The organism is Rhizobium oryziradicis, assembly GCF_001939045.1.
Lineage (GTDB): Bacteria > Pseudomonadota > Alphaproteobacteria > Rhizobiales > Rhizobiaceae > Allorhizobium > Allorhizobium oryziradicis.
In genome coordinates, this window is record NZ_MKIM01000031.1 from 100,521 (window position 1) to 119,619 (window position 19,099).

The following is a 19,099-nucleotide window of genomic DNA, read 5'->3' on the forward strand; positions in this document are numbered from 1 at the left end:
TCCTTCATGTCAGATTATTCGGCAAGCGCCGTCATTGCCATTTCGAGTCACGTTGTTCGTGGTTCTGTCGGAAATCGTGCTGTGGTTTTTGCGCTGGAAAGTCTTGGCTTTCCTGTCTGGGCCATGCCGACCGTGGTTTTGCCCTGGCATCCGGGTCATGGGCCTTCAACCCGCATGAATTTCAACGACGATGTGTTTGACAAGGCCATTGATGATCTGATTGCTGCTCCATGGCTGGGTGAGGTCAAGGCCGTCATCACCGGCTATTTCGGCAGTCCAAAACAACCCTTGGCCGTGGCGCGTCTGGTGTCGGCCCTGAAAGAGCGCAATCCCGATCTGGTCTATCTGTGTGATCCGGTGGTGGGCGATCTGGGCGGGCTCTATGTGCCGGATGCTACGGCGCAGGCCATTCGCGATCACCTTATTCCGCTTGCGGATATTGCCACCCCCAATCGCTATGAACTTGCGTGGATGGTGGGGGCGCCGCTGGAGACCAACAGTGCCATTATTGATGCGGCGCTTTCGCTTGGGCCTGCGCGTATGGCGGTGACATCGGCGGTGCCGATGATGGCGGGCAGCATTGGTAATTTGCTGTTGTCCAATCGAAATGCATTGTTGGCCGAGCATCGGGCCATGGATGGGGCACCCAATGGTTTGGGCGATCTGTTCTCGGCATTGCTGCTGGCGCGGTTGCTGGAGAGCCATGACGAGGAAAAGGCTCTGCAATTGGCAACCGCCAGTGTTTATGAGATCCTTGCCCGGTCCATGAAGCGCCAAAGCGATGAGCTGACCTTGGAGCAGGATCAGTCAAGCTTGAAGACGCCGATGGCTCTGGTGCAACTGCGACGGTTGTTGCATCCGGCCAGCAAGCCCAAAAGGTTGTAATCTCCAAAATGGGAAATTATAGATTTCTTTGCCTTGTCAAAGATATTGCAACGCGGTAATCAAAAACCATGACACAGTTTCCTTCTTCACTTTCGACCGGCTATCGTGCCTTCATGAGTGGCCGTTATGTTGATGAGCGGGAGCGCTATCGCGTTCTTGCCGACCAAGGCCAAAATCCTCAGACCATGATTGTGGCCTGCTGTGACTCGCGCTCTGCGCCGGAGACCATTTTTGACTGCGGTCCGGGTGAATTGTTCGTGGTGCGCAATGTTGCCAATATGGTGCCGCCCTACGAGCCGGATGGCCAATATCACTCCACATCGGCAGCCCTTGAATTTGCGGTTCAGTCGCTGAAGGTGAAAAATATCATTGTGATGGGCCATGGCCGCTGTGGTGGTATCCGTGCAGCGCTTGATCCCAATGCAGAGCCGCTTTCGCCCGGCGATTTCATTGGAAAATGGATGAACCTCGTGAAGCCTGCGGCTGAGCAGCTGCAAAATGCCTCCGTGATGACGGACGCTGAACGCCAGACGGCCATGGAGCGGATTTCGATCCGCAATTCTATTGAGAACCTGCGCACCTTCCCCTATGTGCGGGCGCAGGAAGAGGCTGGCGAGATCGCCATTCACGGTGCCTGGTTTGACATTTCCAATGGTGAGCTGTGGGTGATGGATTCGGACACCCGCGATTTCAAGCGGCTTGATCCTTGATCAAACCTCATGAGAGTTACAAAAAAAGGCCGGTTTTGATACCGGCCTTTTTTGTTGTTGTGATTATTGATCAATCTGCTTGCCGATATAGGCAATGGCCTGCTGATACACCACAGCGGCATTCCAGCCGGCAATGGCATTGAAATTCGGCTCACCCGGCTGATAACCGGCACCTGCGCGCCAGCCATGGCCCTTCAGGAAGTTGGCGGTCGATGCCAAGGCGTCGGCGCGGGAGCCGATCAGATCGATATGGCGGTCGCCATCGCCATCAACCCCGTAGAGCAGCACGTTTTTCGGCAAGAATTGGGTCTGGCCCACTTCACCGTGGGCGGCACCGCGCGATGAGCTGCTGAGCGTGCCATCAGCCACCAGCTTGAGGGCAGCATAAAGCTGATCGGTAAAATATTCGGTGCGGCGGCAGTCAAAGGCAAGCGTTGCCACGGCCGACAGGGTGGGCTGGGTGCCCATATAATTGCCAAAGCCGGTTTCCATGCCCCAGATGGCAATCAGCGGGCCAGCAGGCACGCCGTAACGGCGCTCAATCGACGCAAAAAGTGCGGCGTTGGCGCGTTTCATGGATTTGCCACGGCTGATAATGGCGGCACCGCCGCGCTTCTTCATGAACTCGTCAAACGACAGCTTGAAACTTTTTTGGCCGCGGTCGGCGCGAATGGTCGGGATATTATAGTGAACCCCGGTGAAGGCCCGGTCGAGAACCGAACGGCTGATGCCCTGGCCTTGCGCCTGCACTTTGAAATCATCCACCCATTGCTCAAACCCTGCAGCGGTGCTGCTGCATTTGGGGGCAGCCGTGGCGCTCTGTGTGGCTGCCGTGAGAGCTGTTGCGGCCACAAAAGCCAGTGCAAAAAACCGCGAAAGTCGCATCGATACCTCGTTTGGGGAAGGGGTGAAAGGGATGGGGAGCGAGCTGCGACAATGTCAGCCAAAGTGGTTTTTGTCACCTACCCATGAGCCTGTCTTTGAGCCGGTCTTTGGTTCAACACCAAGACGTGATCGCTCATCATGGAAAAACGACCGAAGGTTTGCACCCCCGGTCGCTTCAAATCTCAAAAGCCTCAGGCCGCATTGGCCTTTGGCGTGATCAGGCCGCGGTTGATCAGCAATTCAGCAATCTGAATGGCGTTCAGCGCGGCACCCTTGCGCAGGTTGTCGGAAACCACCCAGATGTTCAGGCCGTTTTCAACGGTTGCATCTTCACGGATGCGCGAGATGTAGGTGGCATCTTCGCCAGCGCACTCAATCGGGGTGATGTAGCCGCCGTCTTCATGCTTGTCGACCACCAGACAACCTGGTGCTTCGCGCAGGATTTCGCGGGCTTGATCCGCAGAGATCTCGTTTTCGAATTCGATATTGACCGATTCCGAGTGACCAATGAAAACAGGCACGCGCACAGCCGTGCAAGTCACCTTGATCTTCGGGTCCAGCATTTTCTTGGTTTCGGCCAGAACCTTCCATTCTTCCTTGGTGTAGCCGTCTTCCATGAAGCTATCGATATGCGGAATCACGTTGAAAGCGATGCGCTTGGTAAACTTCTTGCCCTGAATCGGATCGGCGACAAACACGGCGCGGGTCTGCTGAAACAGCTCATCCATGCCTTCCTTGCCAGCGCCGGACACGGACTGGTAGGTGGACACCACCAGACGCTTGATCTTGGCAAAATCATGCAATGGCTTCAATGCCACAACCAGCTGGGCTGTCGAGCAATTGGGATTGGCAATGATGTTGCGACGCTTGAACGCCTCAATGGCATCGGGGTTCACTTCCGGCACGATTAACGGCACGTCGGAATCATAACGCCAGGCAGAGGAATTATCGATGACAACGCAACCTTGCGCGCCAATCTTGGGCGACCACTTTTGCGACACGGTGCCGCCAGCCGACATCAGGCAAATATCGGTATCGGAAAAATCGTAGTTTTCGAGATTCTGAACCTTCAGGGTCTTGTCACCATAAGACACTTCCGTGCCTTGCGAACGGGCCGAGGCCAAAGCCACGACTTCGCTGGCGGGAAAACCGCGCTCAACCAGAATATTCAGCATTTCCCGGCCTACATTGCCGGTGGCGCCTGCTACTGCAACTTTGAAACCCATAATCTCGCTCTCTTTCTGTCTCTCCTCGGGCTGGTTGAGGGGGAAGCGCGCAAGCTTTGCGCCCTTCCTTGTCCCCGGCCGTGCCGGGGAGAGAGCGGTGGCCAGAGACGTCAGACGGTTTTGGTCGTCGTTTTGGCCGTGGTTTTGGAAGGAAGGGAAAATGCGATGCGCACATCACGATGAAACACACCGGCATTGTCTGCCAGTGCATCGTGTGCAGCACTATCAAAGCTGAACGCAAGCATTCCACATTTCCTCTATGTCCCCTTGCCTTTAGCGTTTTTTTTCCGCGTGTCAAGAAAACTGCATCGATTTTGGCGGGCTGCGTGCCGTAAAATCGGCGCAGATGCACAAGCGGGCGCTAATGTATATTAGACGAAAGTCATGCGTCGAAAGCATATCTCTGCGTTTGAGTTAATTTCTGTCAGTTTAGAGAGAATTCGACATCGACGCATAAACCCTGGAGGAGGGGGCGTGGTCTTCGGAGAGCTTGTTTTGGAGGAACAGCAATGGCAAATGGCGCAGTGTCTCGTGCAGCACCTCGCAGCATGACGCCCGAAGAGCGAAAGGTTATTTTTGCCTCATCGCTCGGTACGGTTTTTGAGTGGTATGATTTTTATCTCTATGGTTCGCTTGCCATCTACATCGGGGCAACATTCTTCTCGCAATATCCCGAAACCACACGCAATATCTTCACGCTGCTGGCCTTTGCGGCAGGCTTTCTGGTGCGCCCGTTTGGTGCGCTGGTGTTTGGCCGTCTGGGCGATCTGGTGGGTCGCAAATATACGTTTCTGGTCACCATTCTTATCATGGGCGCATCGACATTTCTCGTCGGTGTCCTGCCCGGTTCGGCCACCATCGGCATTGCCGCTCCCATCATTCTGATTGTGCTGCGCATGTTGCAAGGCCTGGCATTGGGCGGCGAATATGGCGGTGCTGCAACCTATGTGGCCGAACACGCGCCGCACGGTCGCCGTGGCTTTTACACCTCATGGATTCAAACCACTGCGACACTGGGTCTGTTTTTGTCGCTGCTGATTATTCTGGGTATCCAGACCCTGCTGGGCGCAGAAGCCTTTACCGCCTGGGGTTGGCGGGTTCCGTTCCTGCTGTCATCCATCCTGCTAGGCGTTTCTGTCTGGATTCGCATGCAGATGAACGAATCGCCCGCCTTCAAGAAAATGAAGGAAGAGGGGACGCGCTCAAAAGCGCCGCTGTCTGAAGCGTTCGGGCAATGGAAAAATGCAAAATTTGCCCTTATTGCCCTGTTCGGTGCCGTCGCCGGTCAGGCTGTTGTCTGGTATGCTGGCCAGTTCTATGCGCTGTTCTTCTTGCAAAACGTGCTGAAGGTTGATGCGCAGGCCGCCAATATCATGGTGGCGATTGCTCTTGCGATTGGCACGCTGTTTTTCGTGGTGTTTGGCTGGCTGTCCGACAAGATCGGTCGTAAACCCATCATCATGGCAGGTCTGTTGCTGGCCATGGTGACCTATTTCCCATTGTTTAAGGCCATGACCTGGGCGGGCAATCCGGCTCTGGCGCAGGCGCAAGACACCATCAAGGCTGTGGTGACGGCCGATCCTAAAGATTGCAATTTCCAGTTCAACCCGACCGGCACTGCAAAATTCACCACCTCTTGCGATATTGCCACAGCACTTTTGACCAAGAATTCGGTGCCCTATGAAGTTGTGGCTGGGCCTGCGGGTTCGACAGCCACCGTCAAGATCGGCGATAGCCAGATTGAAAGCTATGATGCCGTCAAAGCGGCCGCCAATGCCAAGGCGCTGGACACTGTGTTGCAAAAGAAAATCAACATCGCGCTGCATGACAGTGGCTATCCGCTGGTGCGTGGTTCGGTGCGCGTACCAGACAGCAAGCTGGACGCCTTCATTGCCGCAAACCCTGAGCTGAAGCTGGATGCCGCGACTGTTCGGGCCGGTGCGAACACCATGGTGCCAACCGCAAAGCTGGTTGGCGACAAGCTGCTGACGGCTGATGAAGCCGCCAAGGCTGCAGCGCCAGACATGGCCGTCTACACCGTTGCCAATGGCGGTGCCTTCAAGATGGTGGCAGATCCTGCACGGGTCAACTGGACCTCGCTGATTGCCATTCTGACGGTTCTGGTGATCTATGTGACCATGGTTTATGGACCCATTGCCGCCATGCTGGTGGAAATGTTCCCGACCCGCATTCGCTATAGCGCCATGTCTTTGCCCTACCATATCGGCAACGGCTGGTTCGGTGGTCTGCTGCCAGCAACGGCCTTTGCCATGAGTGCAGCCAAGGGCGATATTTACTACGGCCTTTGGTATCCGATCATCATCGCTGGCATTACTTTTGTCATCGGCATGATTTTCCTCAAGGAAACCAAGGATAATGATATTGATGGCTAAATAAAGCGACGATTATTATGGAAATCGATGCCCGGAGAAAAACCCTTCGGGCATTTTTTATGCGAGCTCAGTAAGAGGACAGCGCGCGGGCGCTACTCTCTCTCTATTGGGTTGTCCGCCGTCCACGCCTGTCATTGCATCTTTCGGTGCAGCGGGAGCAAGTTTTTGCAACCTCTGCCGCAAAACCGGTCTTCCCTGTTCGTCCGTGCGGAAAACCAGACCATAGCGGGCAAACAGGCGGGCCATGATCCAGGCAAAGCCCGCGCCAAAACAAAGACCCGCGATAACATCACTGGGATAATGGGCACCCACCATAACCCGTGTCATGCCCAACCAGAGCGCGGTGATGGCAAAAGGCAGGCGGTATTTTGGCACAAGCAGCGCCGCGATCATGCAGAAGGCACCAATGGTTGTTGCATGGCCCGAGGGAAAGCTTTCAAAACGCGCGTTGCTCGAAAAGGGCGAAAAATCAAAGGGGCCAGCGCCGAGAAATGAGTTGGGTCTTGCACGGCCAATGGCTCTTTTGAGCAGATTTGCACAGAGGCCTGACAGAGCAATCGTCAGGAACGCATAAACGCCGATGCTGGTCACAAACAGGGCGTGGCAGCGGTGCCGCAGCGTTTTGGCCAGATGCGACACGGCGCTCGCTTCAAGCACCAGAACGAGGCTGATGACAAGGCACCAGTCTGCTTCACCAAACCGGGTGAATGTGGCGGCAAGCGCCAGCAAGATGGGGTTTGCAAGGCGGCCAGCGTGGCCGCTGGCGGCATCAAACACAAGGGCCGCAAGGGGAATCAAGCTGATAAGGGCAAGAATTTGGCTGTCGATTTTTTGCTGCATGAGCAGACGACAACGTGCCCGCTTTCGAAATCGCGCAAAAATTGCGTTCATTCCTGTTCCCCTGTAATATAACCCGCCGAAAGCAGCTCTAGCAGGTCAATTTACAAGGCATATGACGTCGCATCGCTCTTTTTACATTATTTCCAAGGAGGTTTTTCTTGAAACTATGCAAAGAGAGCGATGCAACAATATTGTTGTTATTGCATCAAAGATTTGAATTCGGCGAGGATTGCGTCGCCCATTTCAACGGTACCAACCTGTTTGCAGCCCTCTGCCATGATGTCGCCTGTGCGAATGCCACGGTCGAGAACATTGGCAATGGCCTTCTCCAAGGCATCGGCCTGAGCGACTTCGCCAAACGAATAACGCAGGCACATGGCAAAGGATGCGATCATGGCGATCGGGTTGGCAATGCCCTTGCCAGCAATATCGGGGGCAGAGCCATGCACAGGCTCATACATGGCCTTGCGCTGGCCGGTTTTGCCATCTGGCGCACCCAGCGAGGCAGATGGCAACATGCCGAGCGAGCCGGTCAGCATCGAGGCAACGTCAGACAGCATATCGCCAAACAGGTTGTCGGTGACAATCACGTCAAACTGCTTGGGCGCACGCACCAGCTGCATGCCGCCAGCATCGGCCAGCATGTGGTCCAGCTTCACATCGGCAAATTTGGCCTTGTGGAGTTCGGTGAGCACCTGGTTCCACAACACGCCGGATTTCATGACGTTGCGCTTTTCCATCGAGCACACGGCATTTTTACGGGTGCGGGCCAGCTCGAAAGCAACGGCGGAAATACGCTCGATTTCATAGGTGTCGTAGACTTGCGTGTCGATGGCGCGCTTTTGGCCATTGCCGAGATCGGTGATGGTCTTTGGCTCACCAAAATAAACGCCGCCGGTCAACTCGCGCACGATCAGAATGTCGAGACCTTCAACCAGTTCTGGCTTCAAGGAAGAGGCCGAGGCCAGCGCCGGATAGCAAATGGCAGGGCGCAGGTTGGCAAACAGCTCCAGATCTTTGCGCAGGCGCAAGAGACCTGCTTCTGGACGCACATCGTAAGGCACGGCATCCCACTGCGGGCCACCAACAGCACCAAACAGCACAGCGTCTGCAGCCATGGCCTTGGCCATGTCCTCTTCCGAAATCGCCACGCCATGGGCGTCATAGGCGGAGCCGCCAACCAGACCTTCATCCGTCTCATACGTGCCGCCAAGCTCGGCGTTCATATAGGAGATGATCTTGCGAACTTCATTCATGGCTTCCGGCCCAATGCCGTCGCCGGGAAGAAGGAAAAGCTTGCGGACTGTCATGAGCGTAAACCTCGTTGGTGCACGATTGTGCGGGAAACAGGATTGCGGGCGTTTTATCGCTCCCGGTACAGCATTTCAAGGACAGACCGGGGCGATGCGGTACGCATAAATGCTGTAAATTCCATGAAAAAAGGCAGGTCTTGCGACCTGCCTTTGCTTTAAGTCTCTATTCTGTCGGCATTAAGCCCAAGGGCGGCTCTGTGCGTTGGTTTTCTCAAAGCTTGCAATGGATGTGGCTTTTTCCAGCGTCAAACCAATGTCGTCCAGACCGTTCAACATGCAATGACGGCGGAAAGCATCAAGCTCGAAGCTGATGGTGCCGCCATCCGGGCCGGTGATTTCCTGGGTTTCCAGATCAACGGTCAAGACTGCGTTTGAGCCGCGCTGGGCATCATCCATCAGCTTTTCCAGATCTTCTGGGCCGACCACGATGGGCAAAATGCCATTCTTGAAACAGTTGTTGTAGAAAATATCGGCAAAGCTGGTGGAGATGACGCAGCGAATGCCGAAATCCAAAAGCGCCCATGGCGCATGCTCGCGCGAAGAGCCACAGCCGAAATTATCGCCAGCGACGAGGATCTTGGCGTTCTGATAGGCGGGCTTGTTGAGCACGAAATCAGGGTTCACAGAGCCGTCGTCGAGATAGCGGGCTTCGGCAAACAGGCCGGTGCCGAGACCGGTGCGCTTGATCGTCTTCAGGTAATCCTTCGGGATGATCATGTCGGTGTCGACATTAACAACCGGCAATGGCGCTGCGACCCCAGTGAGTTTGGTGAATTTATCCATAGACGTGACCTTCGCTCGGCGTGACGGAACAATTTTCCTCCGCATAGCGGAAAATCGACCGGATTTGAAGGAGAAACTTACAAATCAGCTGTAAGCACACCTTACATATCGATGATCGTGCCGCGGCCGTCGTTCCAAACGCGCATGGGCTTGGCCTCATCACGGCGACGCGCATGGACAGGCACCGGCTTTTGCCTCAGCGTCAACATGCGAAAGGCCAGTGTTGCGCTCAAGATCGCACCTGCAATCAATGTTATAGAGACGGTGAGAACCGCTGTTGACATCAAAGCCACGACACCGAGACCAACCAATCCGAAAACACGAAGATTTTGCATCATGATAATCCTTTCATGATCACAAGGTGGGACTTCTCCTGATGGGTTACAAGGGGTAATAAAGTCGCATCTATTGTCGCAGCCTCTTTGCTCCCTTTTAGAGATAACATGCCATGTCGACGTCCAGTGCCGCTCCATCTGCGCGATTGCGCCGCTCCATCCTCAGCGTTCCTGCTATCAACAAGCGCGCATTGGAGAAATCGCTGTCGCTGGATTGCGATGGCATCATCTTTGATCTTGAAGATTCGGTGGCAATCGACATGAAGGACGAGGCCCGCGACAATCTGCGCCAGCTGTTTGAACACAAGGATTTGAACGGCCGTGAGGCGATTATCCGAGTCAATGGCAGCAATACGCGCTTCATCACTGCTGATCTAGAATTGGTCAGAGCGTGCCGTCCTGATGCTGTTTTGTTGCCCAAAACCGAGCAGCCAGACGAGTTAACGGCATTGCGCCATAATGTCGATGCGGATGTGCGCCTGTGGGCGATGATTGAAACACCAAAAGCGATTTTGAACGCGAGCCACCTTGCAGCAAAGGCAGCAGAGGTCGGGCTCGCGTGTCTGGTGGTTGGTTTGAATGATTTGCGCAAGGAAACCCGCGTGCCGGCTGAGCCCGGTCGGCACTTTCTCATTCCATGGTTGATGCAGGTGGTGTTGGCCGCCCGCGCCTATGGGCTGGATGTGATTGATAGCGTGTCGAATGATTTCAAAGACCTTGCGGTCTTTGCTGCCGAGTGCGGGCAGGGGGCTGCCATGGGATTTGATGGCAAGATGCTGATCCACCCTGCGCAAATTACTGCTGCCAATTCGCATTTCGGCCCATCGGATGCGGAGATTGCCGATGCCCGTGCTCTTGTGGCGGCTTTTGCAGCACCCGAGGCGGCTCATCTCAATATCATCAACCAGAATGGCCGGATGATCGAACGTCTCCACGCGGAGCAGGCTGAGCGCCTGCTTTCAAAACTGTCTCTCCTTGACCATAGAAAGGTTTAAACCCATGAAAGTGTATCGTTTTTTGACCGGACCTGATGATGCATCCTTTTGCCATCGTGTGACCGATGCCCTGAACAAGGGCTGGGAGCTGGCAGGCTCCCCGACGCTGTCGTTCAACCATGCAACAAACACAATGTATTGTGGCCAGCCCGTGGTGAAGACCGTGCATGGCAAAGAGTATGATCCGTCGATGAAGCTTGGTGAACAATAAATGTGATTGGGGTCGCAGTTCACGCGGCCCCTTTACCCCTCTTCCGAGTCCCATAGAATACGTGGCATTTCTGAGTTGTTTTATTTTTCCAATTCTCGCCCGCATTTACTTGTCATTCTTGAATTGGGACTAATGTGTGCGCATATCGCTCCCGTGAGGTGTTTTCGTGCACGCAGTTTTAAAGACACATCCGACCAGAGGGTCTCGTACTGATTTTGAGGTCAAACTCACGACAGCGCATTCCCGCCTTGAAAAGTCTTTCCTCGAGGGCGGTGCCGTTCTGGTATCGGTCGTCGAAATCCTCAATGGTCTGGTGGAGAGCCTGGATCATCTGACAGGTGTTCTCGACGGTAAAACGGCCTCGGAAACGGTCAAGGGTTTGCGGCGGACAGTGTCGGATCTTGCGCTTTTGCCAGAGCGGGCGATTGCGCGGCAAACATCATTTGATCGTATTTTGAGCCTCTGCGCATCCACCTCATCGCATGTTGAAGAAATGCGCGAGACCATTCGTTATTTGCGCACATTTGCCATCACCGTGAAAATCACCGGCGCGGGCCTGGATGAGTTTTCCGGCTTTGCCGATGAAATTCGCGAGCGTATTCAATCGGGTGCGGAAGAAATCGATCGTTTTGCGGATAAACTGGCCCATATGCGTGGCCAGCTTGACACGGCCAGGGCGTTTTCTGACAGCATTTTGACGGATTTCAGAAAAACAATTCCCACCATTGTCAGCTCGCTCAACGCAAGCTCCGAACAATTGGCAGCCCAACATCAGGCCATGACCACCATTGCCAATGATGTGAAGTCGGTCACCCGCAATATTCAAGCCAAGGTTGGCACGGTTTTGTCGGCATTGCAGATTGGCGACATCACCCGACAGCGGATTGAGCATGTGCAAAGCATGTTCCAATGCCTCGAAGAGTTTCTGGCCCAAGGGTCTGTGCAGGATCCTGTTCTGGCCAATGGCGTCCGGCAGGCCGTGGCGCATCTGGCCCATGCGCAGTTGCAGGAATCACTTGATGATTTCCGCATGAAATGCAGTGCCATTTTTGTCAATCTGTCGAGCTTCACCAGCGATGCGGCCCATGTCCTATCCCTGCGTGACGATCTCAACAAATCGGGTGGCAGTGCCGAGCATAGCGTTTTGCGCAAGATGGAGGCCGATATCACCCATGCGTGCTCGCTTTCCAATCGCGTTCAGGATCGCTCGCAAGAGTCTGACTCGTTTGTAAGTTCCGTCACAGAATCCGCGCAAGCACTGCTGGCCGGGATTGAGACCATCCGCGCGATCAAGACGGACATTCATTATATGGCGCTCAATTCCAACCTGCGCTGTTCGCGTCTGGGTGATGCGGGCCGATCGGTCAATGTTGTCAGTGGTGAATTGCGCACATTTGCAGCAAAGCTGGAAACGCCAGCCGATGCGATTGTCGAAGACATGCGCGATGTCGAGGAAGAAACCGCCGTTTTGTCGCGCGATGACAGTGACGACATCAGCCATATCCACGATCCGCTCAATGAAGCCCTGGGCGCTATTCAGAGTGTTTCCGCGGATATGGAAAAGGGCCTTGAGGCTTTTGGTTCGGAAGGGCAAATTGTTTTCAATCGCATCAGCTCTGCCGTTACCACTCTGGATTTTGAGCGTGAACTTGGCGGCTTGCTTTCTGATTGCTTGCAAATTGCTGACCGCTCACGCGGCGAGTTATTGCCGGTGGAGGCTATTTCTGCCATCGCCCAGCCGCTAAGTCAGCGGATCTACGCAATCTACACCATGGCCCAGGAGCGTGACATTCACACACGCTTCCTGCCGATCAGCAATGGCTTTGCGGGAGATACAGCAAGCGTTTCGGCTGCTGCGGATGATGATCAACTCTTTGCCGATGCGCTATTTTAACATGCTTTGAGCCGGTTGATCTCAAAACAGGCTCTCACCTTTTGCACCGATGGACGACGGCCTTCTTTATGCGTTTTTATAAAACGCATAAAGAAGGCCTTTTTCTATGATAATGTTCAGCTTAAATCGAACCCGATTTCAAGAAATACGCAATAGGCTTGAAATTTTTTAAACAGGCATGAAGCATTGCTTCTGTCAGCCTTTGCAAAGGCACAAAAAAACCCGGCATTGCCGGGTTTTTTTGTTGCTCATGAGCGTAAAGCTTATGCAGCTTCTTCCTGGGCGTCTTCTTCTTCCACGGTCTTGCCGCGCTTTGGGCCTTTCGCAAGGTTCACTTCAACCATACGAACAGCCTCGGTTTCCGACATTTTATTGACGGCGGCGATTTCACGCGCCATGCGGTCGAGGGCTGCTTCATAAAGCTGACGCTCGGAATAAGACTGTTCCGGCTGGTGCTCTGCGCGGTAGAGGTCACGCACGACTTCTGCGATGGAAATCAGATCGCCGGAATTGATCTTTGCATCATATTCCTGCGCGCGGCGCGACCACATGGTGCGCTTGACCCGGGCCTTGCCCTGAACGACTTTCAATGCACGTTCGACGAAATCCGTCTCGGAAAGCTTGCGCATTCCAATGGTGACAGCCTTGGTGACTGGCACCTTCAAGCGCATTTTATCCTTGTCAAAATCGATTACAAAAAGCTCTAGCTTCATGCCCGCGACTTCTTGCTCTTCGATTGCGGTGATCGTACCGACGCCATGAGCCGGATAAACGATTGCCTCACCGGTCTTGAAGCCCTGACGCGTTGAAGATTTTTTCTGCTGGGTCGTCATTCGCTTTAAAAACTCCCTGTTACTGTATCGACATCAGCCGACACCGGGCCGGACGGTCCGGATAAGACGGGGGAACCGTCGGGTGACTCCATGCTGGTCCAACCAAAACAAGACAAAAATGATTCAATCAGCGACCTAACCGGCAAGGTTGAATTGTCACAGATTAAACTTGGGTGGATTTTTTGGCTTTCGTGGTAGGTTTGGGCACAAAAATGCCCTAACGGTGGAACAGTTTTAGAGGTATAGCATAAAAATGTGAGGAAATCAATGTTTTGCTACCCAATCGCGTCTTGACGGTTGAGTTCTTTGCTCGGTAGGAGATTCTCCAACCGCGTTTTTGCAAACGGTATGCTGTCTTTCTTCAGAAAATCTATAATTATTTGAATTTATTGTATTATTTTTATTCTACTGATTCGTTTGTGGGCCTGACCATATTCATACGACTACGTGCGTAAAATGTAAAATACTCTTTTGCTGTGGAAAAACGCATAGCAGCTGTCACAAAATCACAAGCTTGCCAAAGTTATCAGCAGTGCCATCTGCGAATAATTCTCAAAGTTTTTGTAAGGGCGTCACAACACGCTGCCACCCAAGCCTTGCCTCAATCGGGCCAAGGCATGGGCTAACATCTGATGAGACCGTTACATTTTCTCAATTGCCGCGCAGCACTGCGTTGCGGCAATCTTTCGCATAAAGTCTGTCCCCCAAAGGGGCGCAGGTTAAATCAGTCGCCAGCGCCGGGCTTTTCCGAGAAATAAAGCTCGAACTTGCCTTCAACCCCATCCATTTCCTTGGCTTCTGGCATGGCATCCCGTTTGGTGGTGATGTTCGGCCAGCTCTGGGCGTAGTCGGCGTTGATCTTCAGCCACTTGTCCAAGCCTGGTTCCGTGTCTGGCTTGATGGCTTCTGCCGGACATTCCGGTTCGCAAACGCCACAGTCGATGCATTCATCCGGGTTGATGACCAGAAAATTCTCGCCTTCATAGAAGCAGTCAACCGGGCACACTTCCACGCAATCTGTATATTTGCAGCGTATGCAGTTGTCGGTCACGATATACGTCATGCGGTACTCCAGAGGTCTCTAGAATGGCCTTGTCTCGGCAAACTAAGTCTTGGCAAAATAACTTTTGAGAGGAATGCTCCGCGTTGAGGGCAACGCATGCATTTTCCACAGGGCAGTGAGCTAATGCTTTCTGCGCGTGTTAGCAAGAATAAATCATCCCCAAGCCGATCACGGCGGGGTAGAATTTCCTAAAACCCATCTCTTGCCACTCTGAAAGGCGGCTTTGGGTGCCTCTGGCATGTCGCATTCAACCGTGGCCGTTGAATGATAACGTTCGTGGGCGAGAAAACGGCAAAGCCTTGTTGTCTCAACCCTAACAAACTGCTCCGGGCTAATCGTCGCTGTCCATCAAGCGATCCAGCAATCGACGGTCGCGCTTGGTCGGACGCCCGGCTCCGGGTTCTCTTTGGGCGTTGGCACCGCTGAGAAAGGGGTCGCGCGGTTCGGGTGGGGGCGAAATGTCATCGTAGAGCAGCTTGGCCTCCTCATAGGGGCCGCGGCGCTCACCGGGCTTCTGCACAATCAGGATCAGGTCTCTGTGATGCAGTTTGATCTCAACCCGATCTCCGGGGCGAACCACAGCGCTGGGCTGGCGGATTTTTTGACCATTGACGGTGACATGGCCAGACGAGATTTCGCTTTGCGCCAAAGTGCGCGATTTGGTGATGCGCGCAAAAAACAGCCACTTATCGATTCGCTGAGGCGTACCTATCAGTGGCTGTTTGTCGTTCATGGCTTACTTCTTCATTTGCTCCTTGAGAGCAGCCAGCTTAGCGAAAGGTGAATCCGGATCTACCGGCTTTTCCTTGCGGGGCGGCTTGGCCTCAAAGCGCTGCGGCTGCGCAGGCTTGGTATCGCGGTCCTTGCGCGGGCCACGGTCATTACGATCACCACGAGGTGCCGTCTTGTCACGCTGGCCGTCGCGGTCACGCGGTTTGCCATTGTGGCCACCGTCGCGACGTCTGTCTTCGCGGGGAGCGCCATCACGGGCACCCGCTTCACGCTGGCCTTCTGTCTTCTGTTCCGTGCGTGCTGCCTGATTGCCACCGTTGTTGCGGCGCTCACCTTGACGCACAGGGCGCTGATTGTCGTTGCGACCACCTGGACGCCACAACAGCACAGGCTTTGGCTCAGCCGGTGCGTCCGGTGTGACCAGAAGATCGGCGGCAGGGGCTGCCACGGTTGTATCCGTGGATGCAGCTTCCTGCTCTGCGGGCGCGTCTTCCTTGGCCGTGTCGGCTTCTGTTGCATCTTCGATGACAGCGGCGGCGTCTGCAGTCTTTTCTCCGCTTTCAGCGGCGAGGAACGCAGCAGCTTCTTCAGGCTTCACGGCATCGGCGCGATAGCCAAGACCCTTCAGGATCTCTTCCATATCGTCGGGTGTGGCACCCAGAATGGAGAGCATGGCCGTGGTGGTGGTAAAGCGGCGGCCGTCATAAGCACCATCTGGACGTGCACCTGATCCGGGCTTCCATTGCAGAAGGGGACGGATCAGATCCGCCAAGCGCTCGAGGATATCGATGCGCACCGCGCGCTTGCCAAGGAAGCGGAAGCCCGCCAGCTTGTAGAAATTGCGCTCAAAACTGGGGTCAGTCACAACCGACGTGCGGCCAGCGGCCAGAACCGGAATAAGCTCGCCAAAGCCCGGCTTGTCCAGGCCATCATTTTTCAAGGCCCACAACAGCGTGATCAATTCGGCAGGAGCCGGCTTGAGCAAGGTTGGCATGAAAATGTGGTAAGCGCCAAAGCGCACGCCGTAGCGGCGCATGGAGGCGCGCGCATCCTGATCCAGCGACTTGACCTCTTCGGTCACATCGCGACGGAAAAGAATGCCGAGGCTTTCAACCAGCTGAAAGGCCAGCCCCTTGGACAGGCCCTGCAAATCTTCAGCGCGGGACAAATCATCCAGCGGCTTCAAAATGGTGGAAATATGGTGATTGACGAAGCGCTCAATGCGGGCAACGACGTGGTCGCGGGCATTGCCGGTCAGTTGCTCGTCGGCCAACAGGATAACCCGCGGACGCATGACGTGATCCGAGCCAACCAAACGGGCAACGGGATCGCCAAGCCAACGCACCAGGCCATCGGAGCCGAGGGCAATGTCATTATTGCCTGACGCGTGCAATCTTGCGGCGCGTGCCTCAAATTCCAGGCCAAGTGCCTTTTGAGCGGCAGTTTGCACTGCCTTCGCATCAGGCCCTTCTGTTCCAGAGATCGGCGTAAACCGGAATCCGGAGAGTTGGCCCACGTGATGTCCCTCTACGAACACATCACCGTTTACACTGATTTCTGCTTCCAGCATCGCATTCTCTCTCAAGCGCTTCATGAGCACAGATGTCCTGCGATCAACAAAGCGTTTCGTCAACCTCTCATGTAACGCGTCAGACAATCGATCTTCGATTTCCCGCGTCTTTTCTTGCCAGTGTGTCGGATCGGCAAGCCAACCTGGCCTGTTTGACACATAAGTCCAAGTCCTGATCTGCGCAATGCGCGCAGAAAGCGTATCTATTTCCCCATCTGTCCGATCGGATCTGCGCACCTGTTCGGCCATGAAATCCGCATTCACAGTACCGTGTCGCGCAAGATCCGAATAGAGGGTGAGGATAAGATCTGCATGTTGTGCCGGGGTTATTCGCCGATAATCGGGCAATGCGCAAGCATCCCAGAGCAGCGAAACGCGCTCGGGCGTGTTTGCGAGGTCCTGAACCTCGGGATAGCGGGCCAAAAATTCCAGTGCCTGCTGGTCGATGGCGGGCAGGGCGCGGGCAAGGCCCGGCACCCTCGGTGGGGCATCCAGACTGCGAAGCAGATTGGCAATCGATGAAAAATCAAAATGTGGCGTGCGCCATTGCAGCACTTTCACCGCATCAAAATTATGGGCCTGAAGCCGCTCCACCAATTCCGGATCGAACGGATCAACCCGGCCGGTGACACCAAACGTTCCGTCTTTCAGGTGTCGTCCGGCGCGTCCGGCAATCTGGCCCAGCTCGCCTGCATTGAGATTGCGAAATTGATAGCCGTCAAATTTGCGGTCCTGGGCAAAGGCTACATGATCGACATCGAGGTTCAGCCCCATGCCGATGGCATCCGTTGCCACCAGATATTCCACATCGCCGGACTGATACAGCCCCACTTGCGCATTGCGGGTGCGTGGGCTGAGCGCACCCAGCACCACGGCGGCACCACCGCGCTGGCGGCGGATCAGTTCGGCGATGGAATAGACCTCATCGGCCGAAAAAGCGACAATGGCAGTGCGCTGCGGCAGGCGGGTGATTTTCTTCTCACCGGCGTAAAACAGTTGTGAGAGGCGCGGGCGCTCAATCACCGTGATGCCGGGCAGCAATTGCTGCAAAATTGGCTTCATGGTGCCGGAGCCGAGCAGCAGCGTTTCTTCACGGCCACGCAAATTCAGCAGGCGGTCGGTGAAAATATGCCCGCGTTCCAGATCGCCCGCCAGTTGAATTTCATCAATGGCAACAAAGGCAACTTTGGTTTCGCGTGGCAATGCCTCGACAGTGCAAACGGAATATTTGGCTTTGGGCGGGGTGATTTTTTCTTCGCCGGTGATCAGGGCAACATTGTTTGCGCCCACGCGCTCAACCAGACGGGTGTAAACCTCACGCGCCAGCAATCGCAACGGCAGGCCAATCATACCCGATCCATGGGCAATCATGCGCTCGATGGCGTAATGGGTTTTGCCCGTATTGGTCGGCCCCAGCACAGCAATCACGCTGCGACCGCTCAGGATCATGGGTTGCGAAGTCAAATACACGCTCCGGACTGCACTTTTCACAGATGCGGCTGTTACAACCGCTATCCGCTGCAACACATGGCGATGCGAGGCGCGAAACGCAAGGAAAGAATTGAATGAGCGGCGCTTTTTAACCAGATCGGTGGCTTGAAAGAGCATTTCCGGCGGCTTCGTGCCTTCTGCCAATCCACGCTCGGCAAGAACAGCCTGCGAACGAATCAGAGACGAATCGCTCACCTGGCCAGATTCAGGATTTGTTCGCTCTCATGTCATCGTGGCCACTGAGGGCACGCCGCGCGTGAGGGCACGAGATCTCGATCTAATTTTAGAGGCGCAAACGGTGGGTTTTGCTTTTTAGAAATTGCTTGCTTCACAATAATGTCATGCAGCGGCGGAACAAAGTGAGCGGTGGGCCGTTATGACTGCGATTCAGCACGGTATCTGAAATAAAATAGGGGGCTCTTCGATGTTGGGCACAATACTGCTTATTATTCTCATCCTTATGCTTCTCGGCGCACTTCCGACCTGGGGTCATAGCCGGAGTTGGGGATATGGCCCATCGGGTGGCTTGGGCCTCGTTGTCGTCATTCTCATCATTTTGTTGCTTATGGGCCGCATATAAACCCCTCTTAAGCGTAGTCGGGAGAAGGAAAATCCAATGAAAAAGTCAGTGATTGCTATGGCGATGATCTTGCCGTTGATTGCATCTTGCACGGCAACAGAGCGGGGCGCTTCTATCGGCGCAGGCTCCGGTGCGATAATTGGCGGCATTGCCACCAATTCCTGGGGTGGTGCTGCTGTTGGTGCCGTTGGCGGTGGTGTTATTGGTGCACTTATTGGTCAGTCGCAGGAACGGCGCGGTTATTGCATCTATCGTGGCCGTCATGGCCAACGCTACGAAGCACGTTGCCGCTAATCTGCTACGCAGTTTCAAGAAAATGCCGCAGGAGACTGCGGCATTTTTTATGTCCGAAGAGATGTT

19 protein-coding genes are annotated in these 19,099 nt (G+C 54.6%); 8 read left to right on the forward strand and 11 right to left on the reverse strand.

What is annotated here, in order from left to right:
- Nucleotides 1-6: 6 nt before the first annotated feature.
- Complete coding sequence (pdxY, locus tag BJF95_RS20360; RefSeq protein WP_075641324.1) at nt 7-885, forward strand: pyridoxal kinase PdxY; 879 nt, start codon at nt 7-9, stop codon at nt 883-885.
- 68 nt (nt 886-953) lie between these two features.
- Entirely contained in the window at nt 954-1,595 is a 642-nt protein-coding gene (locus tag BJF95_RS20365; protein WP_075641325.1) for a carbonic anhydrase, read from the forward strand.
- A gap of 63 nt (nt 1,596-1,658) precedes the next feature.
- On the opposite strand, the gene BJF95_RS20370 is transcribed toward BJF95_RS20365, so the two are convergent.
- The 3 genes from BJF95_RS20370 to BJF95_RS24580 form a co-directional block, all read right to left on the reverse strand.
- Nucleotides 1,659-2,480: a lytic murein transglycosylase gene (locus tag BJF95_RS20370; RefSeq protein WP_075641326.1), complete on the reverse strand. Its 822-nt coding sequence runs from the start codon at nt 2,478-2,480 to the stop codon at nt 1,659-1,661.
- 191 nt (nt 2,481-2,671) lie between these two features.
- Complete coding sequence (locus tag BJF95_RS20375) at nt 2,672-3,706, reverse strand: aspartate-semialdehyde dehydrogenase (protein WP_075641327.1); 1,035 nt, start codon at nt 3,704-3,706, stop codon at nt 2,672-2,674.
- A gap of 110 nt (nt 3,707-3,816) precedes the next feature.
- On the reverse strand, nt 3,817-3,951 hold the full coding sequence (locus BJF95_RS24580; protein WP_280950454.1) for a hypothetical protein: 135 nt from the start codon (nt 3,949-3,951) through the stop codon (nt 3,817-3,819).
- A 264-nt stretch (nt 3,952-4,215) separates the two neighbouring features.
- On the opposite strand from BJF95_RS24580, the gene BJF95_RS20380 reads away from it, so the two are divergent.
- Entirely contained in the window at nt 4,216-6,099 is a 1,884-nt protein-coding gene (locus BJF95_RS20380) for an MFS transporter (protein ID WP_075641328.1), read from the forward strand.
- A 57-nt stretch (nt 6,100-6,156) separates the two neighbouring features.
- Here the strand turns inward: BJF95_RS20380 and BJF95_RS20385 are convergent, their stop codons facing one another.
- The 4 genes from BJF95_RS20385 to BJF95_RS20400 all read right to left on the reverse strand — a co-directional run bounded on the left by BJF95_RS20385 (nt 6,157) and on the right by BJF95_RS20400 (nt 9,370).
- Nucleotides 6,157-6,990 (reverse strand): phosphatase PAP2 family protein, encoded by an 834-nt coding sequence (locus BJF95_RS20385; RefSeq protein WP_075641329.1) that lies wholly within the window; start codon nt 6,988-6,990, stop codon nt 6,157-6,159.
- 146 nt (nt 6,991-7,136) lie between these two features.
- Complete coding sequence (gene leuB, locus BJF95_RS20390; protein WP_075641330.1) at nt 7,137-8,249, reverse strand: 3-isopropylmalate dehydrogenase; 1,113 nt, start codon at nt 8,247-8,249, stop codon at nt 7,137-7,139.
- Nucleotides 8,250-8,429: 180 nt separating this feature from the next.
- Nucleotides 8,430-9,035, reverse strand: coding sequence for a 3-isopropylmalate dehydratase small subunit (gene leuD, locus BJF95_RS20395; protein WP_075641331.1), 606 nt, complete (start codon nt 9,033-9,035; stop codon nt 8,430-8,432).
- Nucleotides 9,036-9,136: 101 nt separating this feature from the next.
- Entirely contained in the window at nt 9,137-9,370 is a 234-nt protein-coding gene (locus BJF95_RS20400) for a hypothetical protein (RefSeq protein ID WP_075641611.1), read from the reverse strand.
- A gap of 113 nt (nt 9,371-9,483) precedes the next feature.
- Here BJF95_RS20400 and BJF95_RS20405 point away from each other — a divergent pair, with 113 nt between their 5' ends.
- From BJF95_RS20405 to BJF95_RS20415, 3 genes are all read left to right on the forward strand, one after another.
- Complete coding sequence (locus BJF95_RS20405; RefSeq protein ID WP_075641332.1) at nt 9,484-10,365, forward strand: HpcH/HpaI aldolase/citrate lyase family protein; 882 nt, start codon at nt 9,484-9,486, stop codon at nt 10,363-10,365.
- Between the two features lie 4 nt (nt 10,366-10,369).
- Entirely contained in the window at nt 10,370-10,576 is a 207-nt protein-coding gene (locus BJF95_RS20410) for a DUF1737 domain-containing protein (RefSeq protein ID WP_075641333.1), read from the forward strand.
- Between the two features lie 166 nt (nt 10,577-10,742).
- Nucleotides 10,743-12,470, forward strand: a complete 1,728-nt coding sequence (locus tag BJF95_RS20415; protein ID WP_075641334.1) for a chemotaxis protein — start codon at nt 10,743-10,745, stop codon at nt 12,468-12,470.
- A 263-nt stretch (nt 12,471-12,733) separates the two neighbouring features.
- Here the strand turns inward: BJF95_RS20415 and BJF95_RS20420 are convergent, their stop codons facing one another.
- From BJF95_RS20420 to BJF95_RS20435, 4 genes are all read right to left on the reverse strand, one after another.
- Nucleotides 12,734-13,303: a CarD family transcriptional regulator gene (locus BJF95_RS20420; protein WP_075641335.1), complete on the reverse strand. Its 570-nt coding sequence runs from the start codon at nt 13,301-13,303 to the stop codon at nt 12,734-12,736.
- Between the two features lie 724 nt (nt 13,304-14,027).
- Entirely contained in the window at nt 14,028-14,366 is a 339-nt protein-coding gene (gene fdxA / locus BJF95_RS20425) for a ferredoxin FdxA (protein ID WP_075641336.1), read from the reverse strand.
- Between the two features lie 331 nt (nt 14,367-14,697).
- Nucleotides 14,698-15,099, reverse strand: coding sequence for an RNA-binding S4 domain-containing protein (locus BJF95_RS20430; RefSeq protein ID WP_075641337.1), 402 nt, complete (start codon nt 15,097-15,099; stop codon nt 14,698-14,700).
- A gap of 3 nt (nt 15,100-15,102) precedes the next feature.
- Nucleotides 15,103-18,117 carry a helicase-related protein gene (locus BJF95_RS20435; RefSeq protein WP_425348719.1) on the reverse strand — a complete coding sequence of 1,005 codons (3,015 nt, stop codon included), beginning with the start codon at nt 18,115-18,117 and terminating at the stop codon, nt 15,103-15,105.
- 466 nt (nt 18,118-18,583) lie between these two features.
- Here BJF95_RS20435 and BJF95_RS20440 point away from each other — a divergent pair, with 466 nt between their 5' ends.
- Both BJF95_RS20440 and BJF95_RS20445 read left to right on the forward strand, forming a co-directional pair.
- The gene (locus BJF95_RS20440) at nt 18,584-18,739 is read left to right on the forward strand and encodes a DUF3309 family protein (RefSeq protein WP_075641338.1); all 156 of its coding nucleotides are present in this window, start codon (nt 18,584-18,586) and stop codon (nt 18,737-18,739) included.
- Nucleotides 18,740-18,775: 36 nt separating this feature from the next.
- A complete protein-coding gene (locus tag BJF95_RS20445) occupies nt 18,776-19,033 on the forward strand; it encodes a YMGG-like glycine zipper-containing protein (protein WP_075641339.1) in 258 nt (85 codons plus the stop codon).
- Nucleotides 19,034-19,099 lie beyond the last annotated feature (66 nt).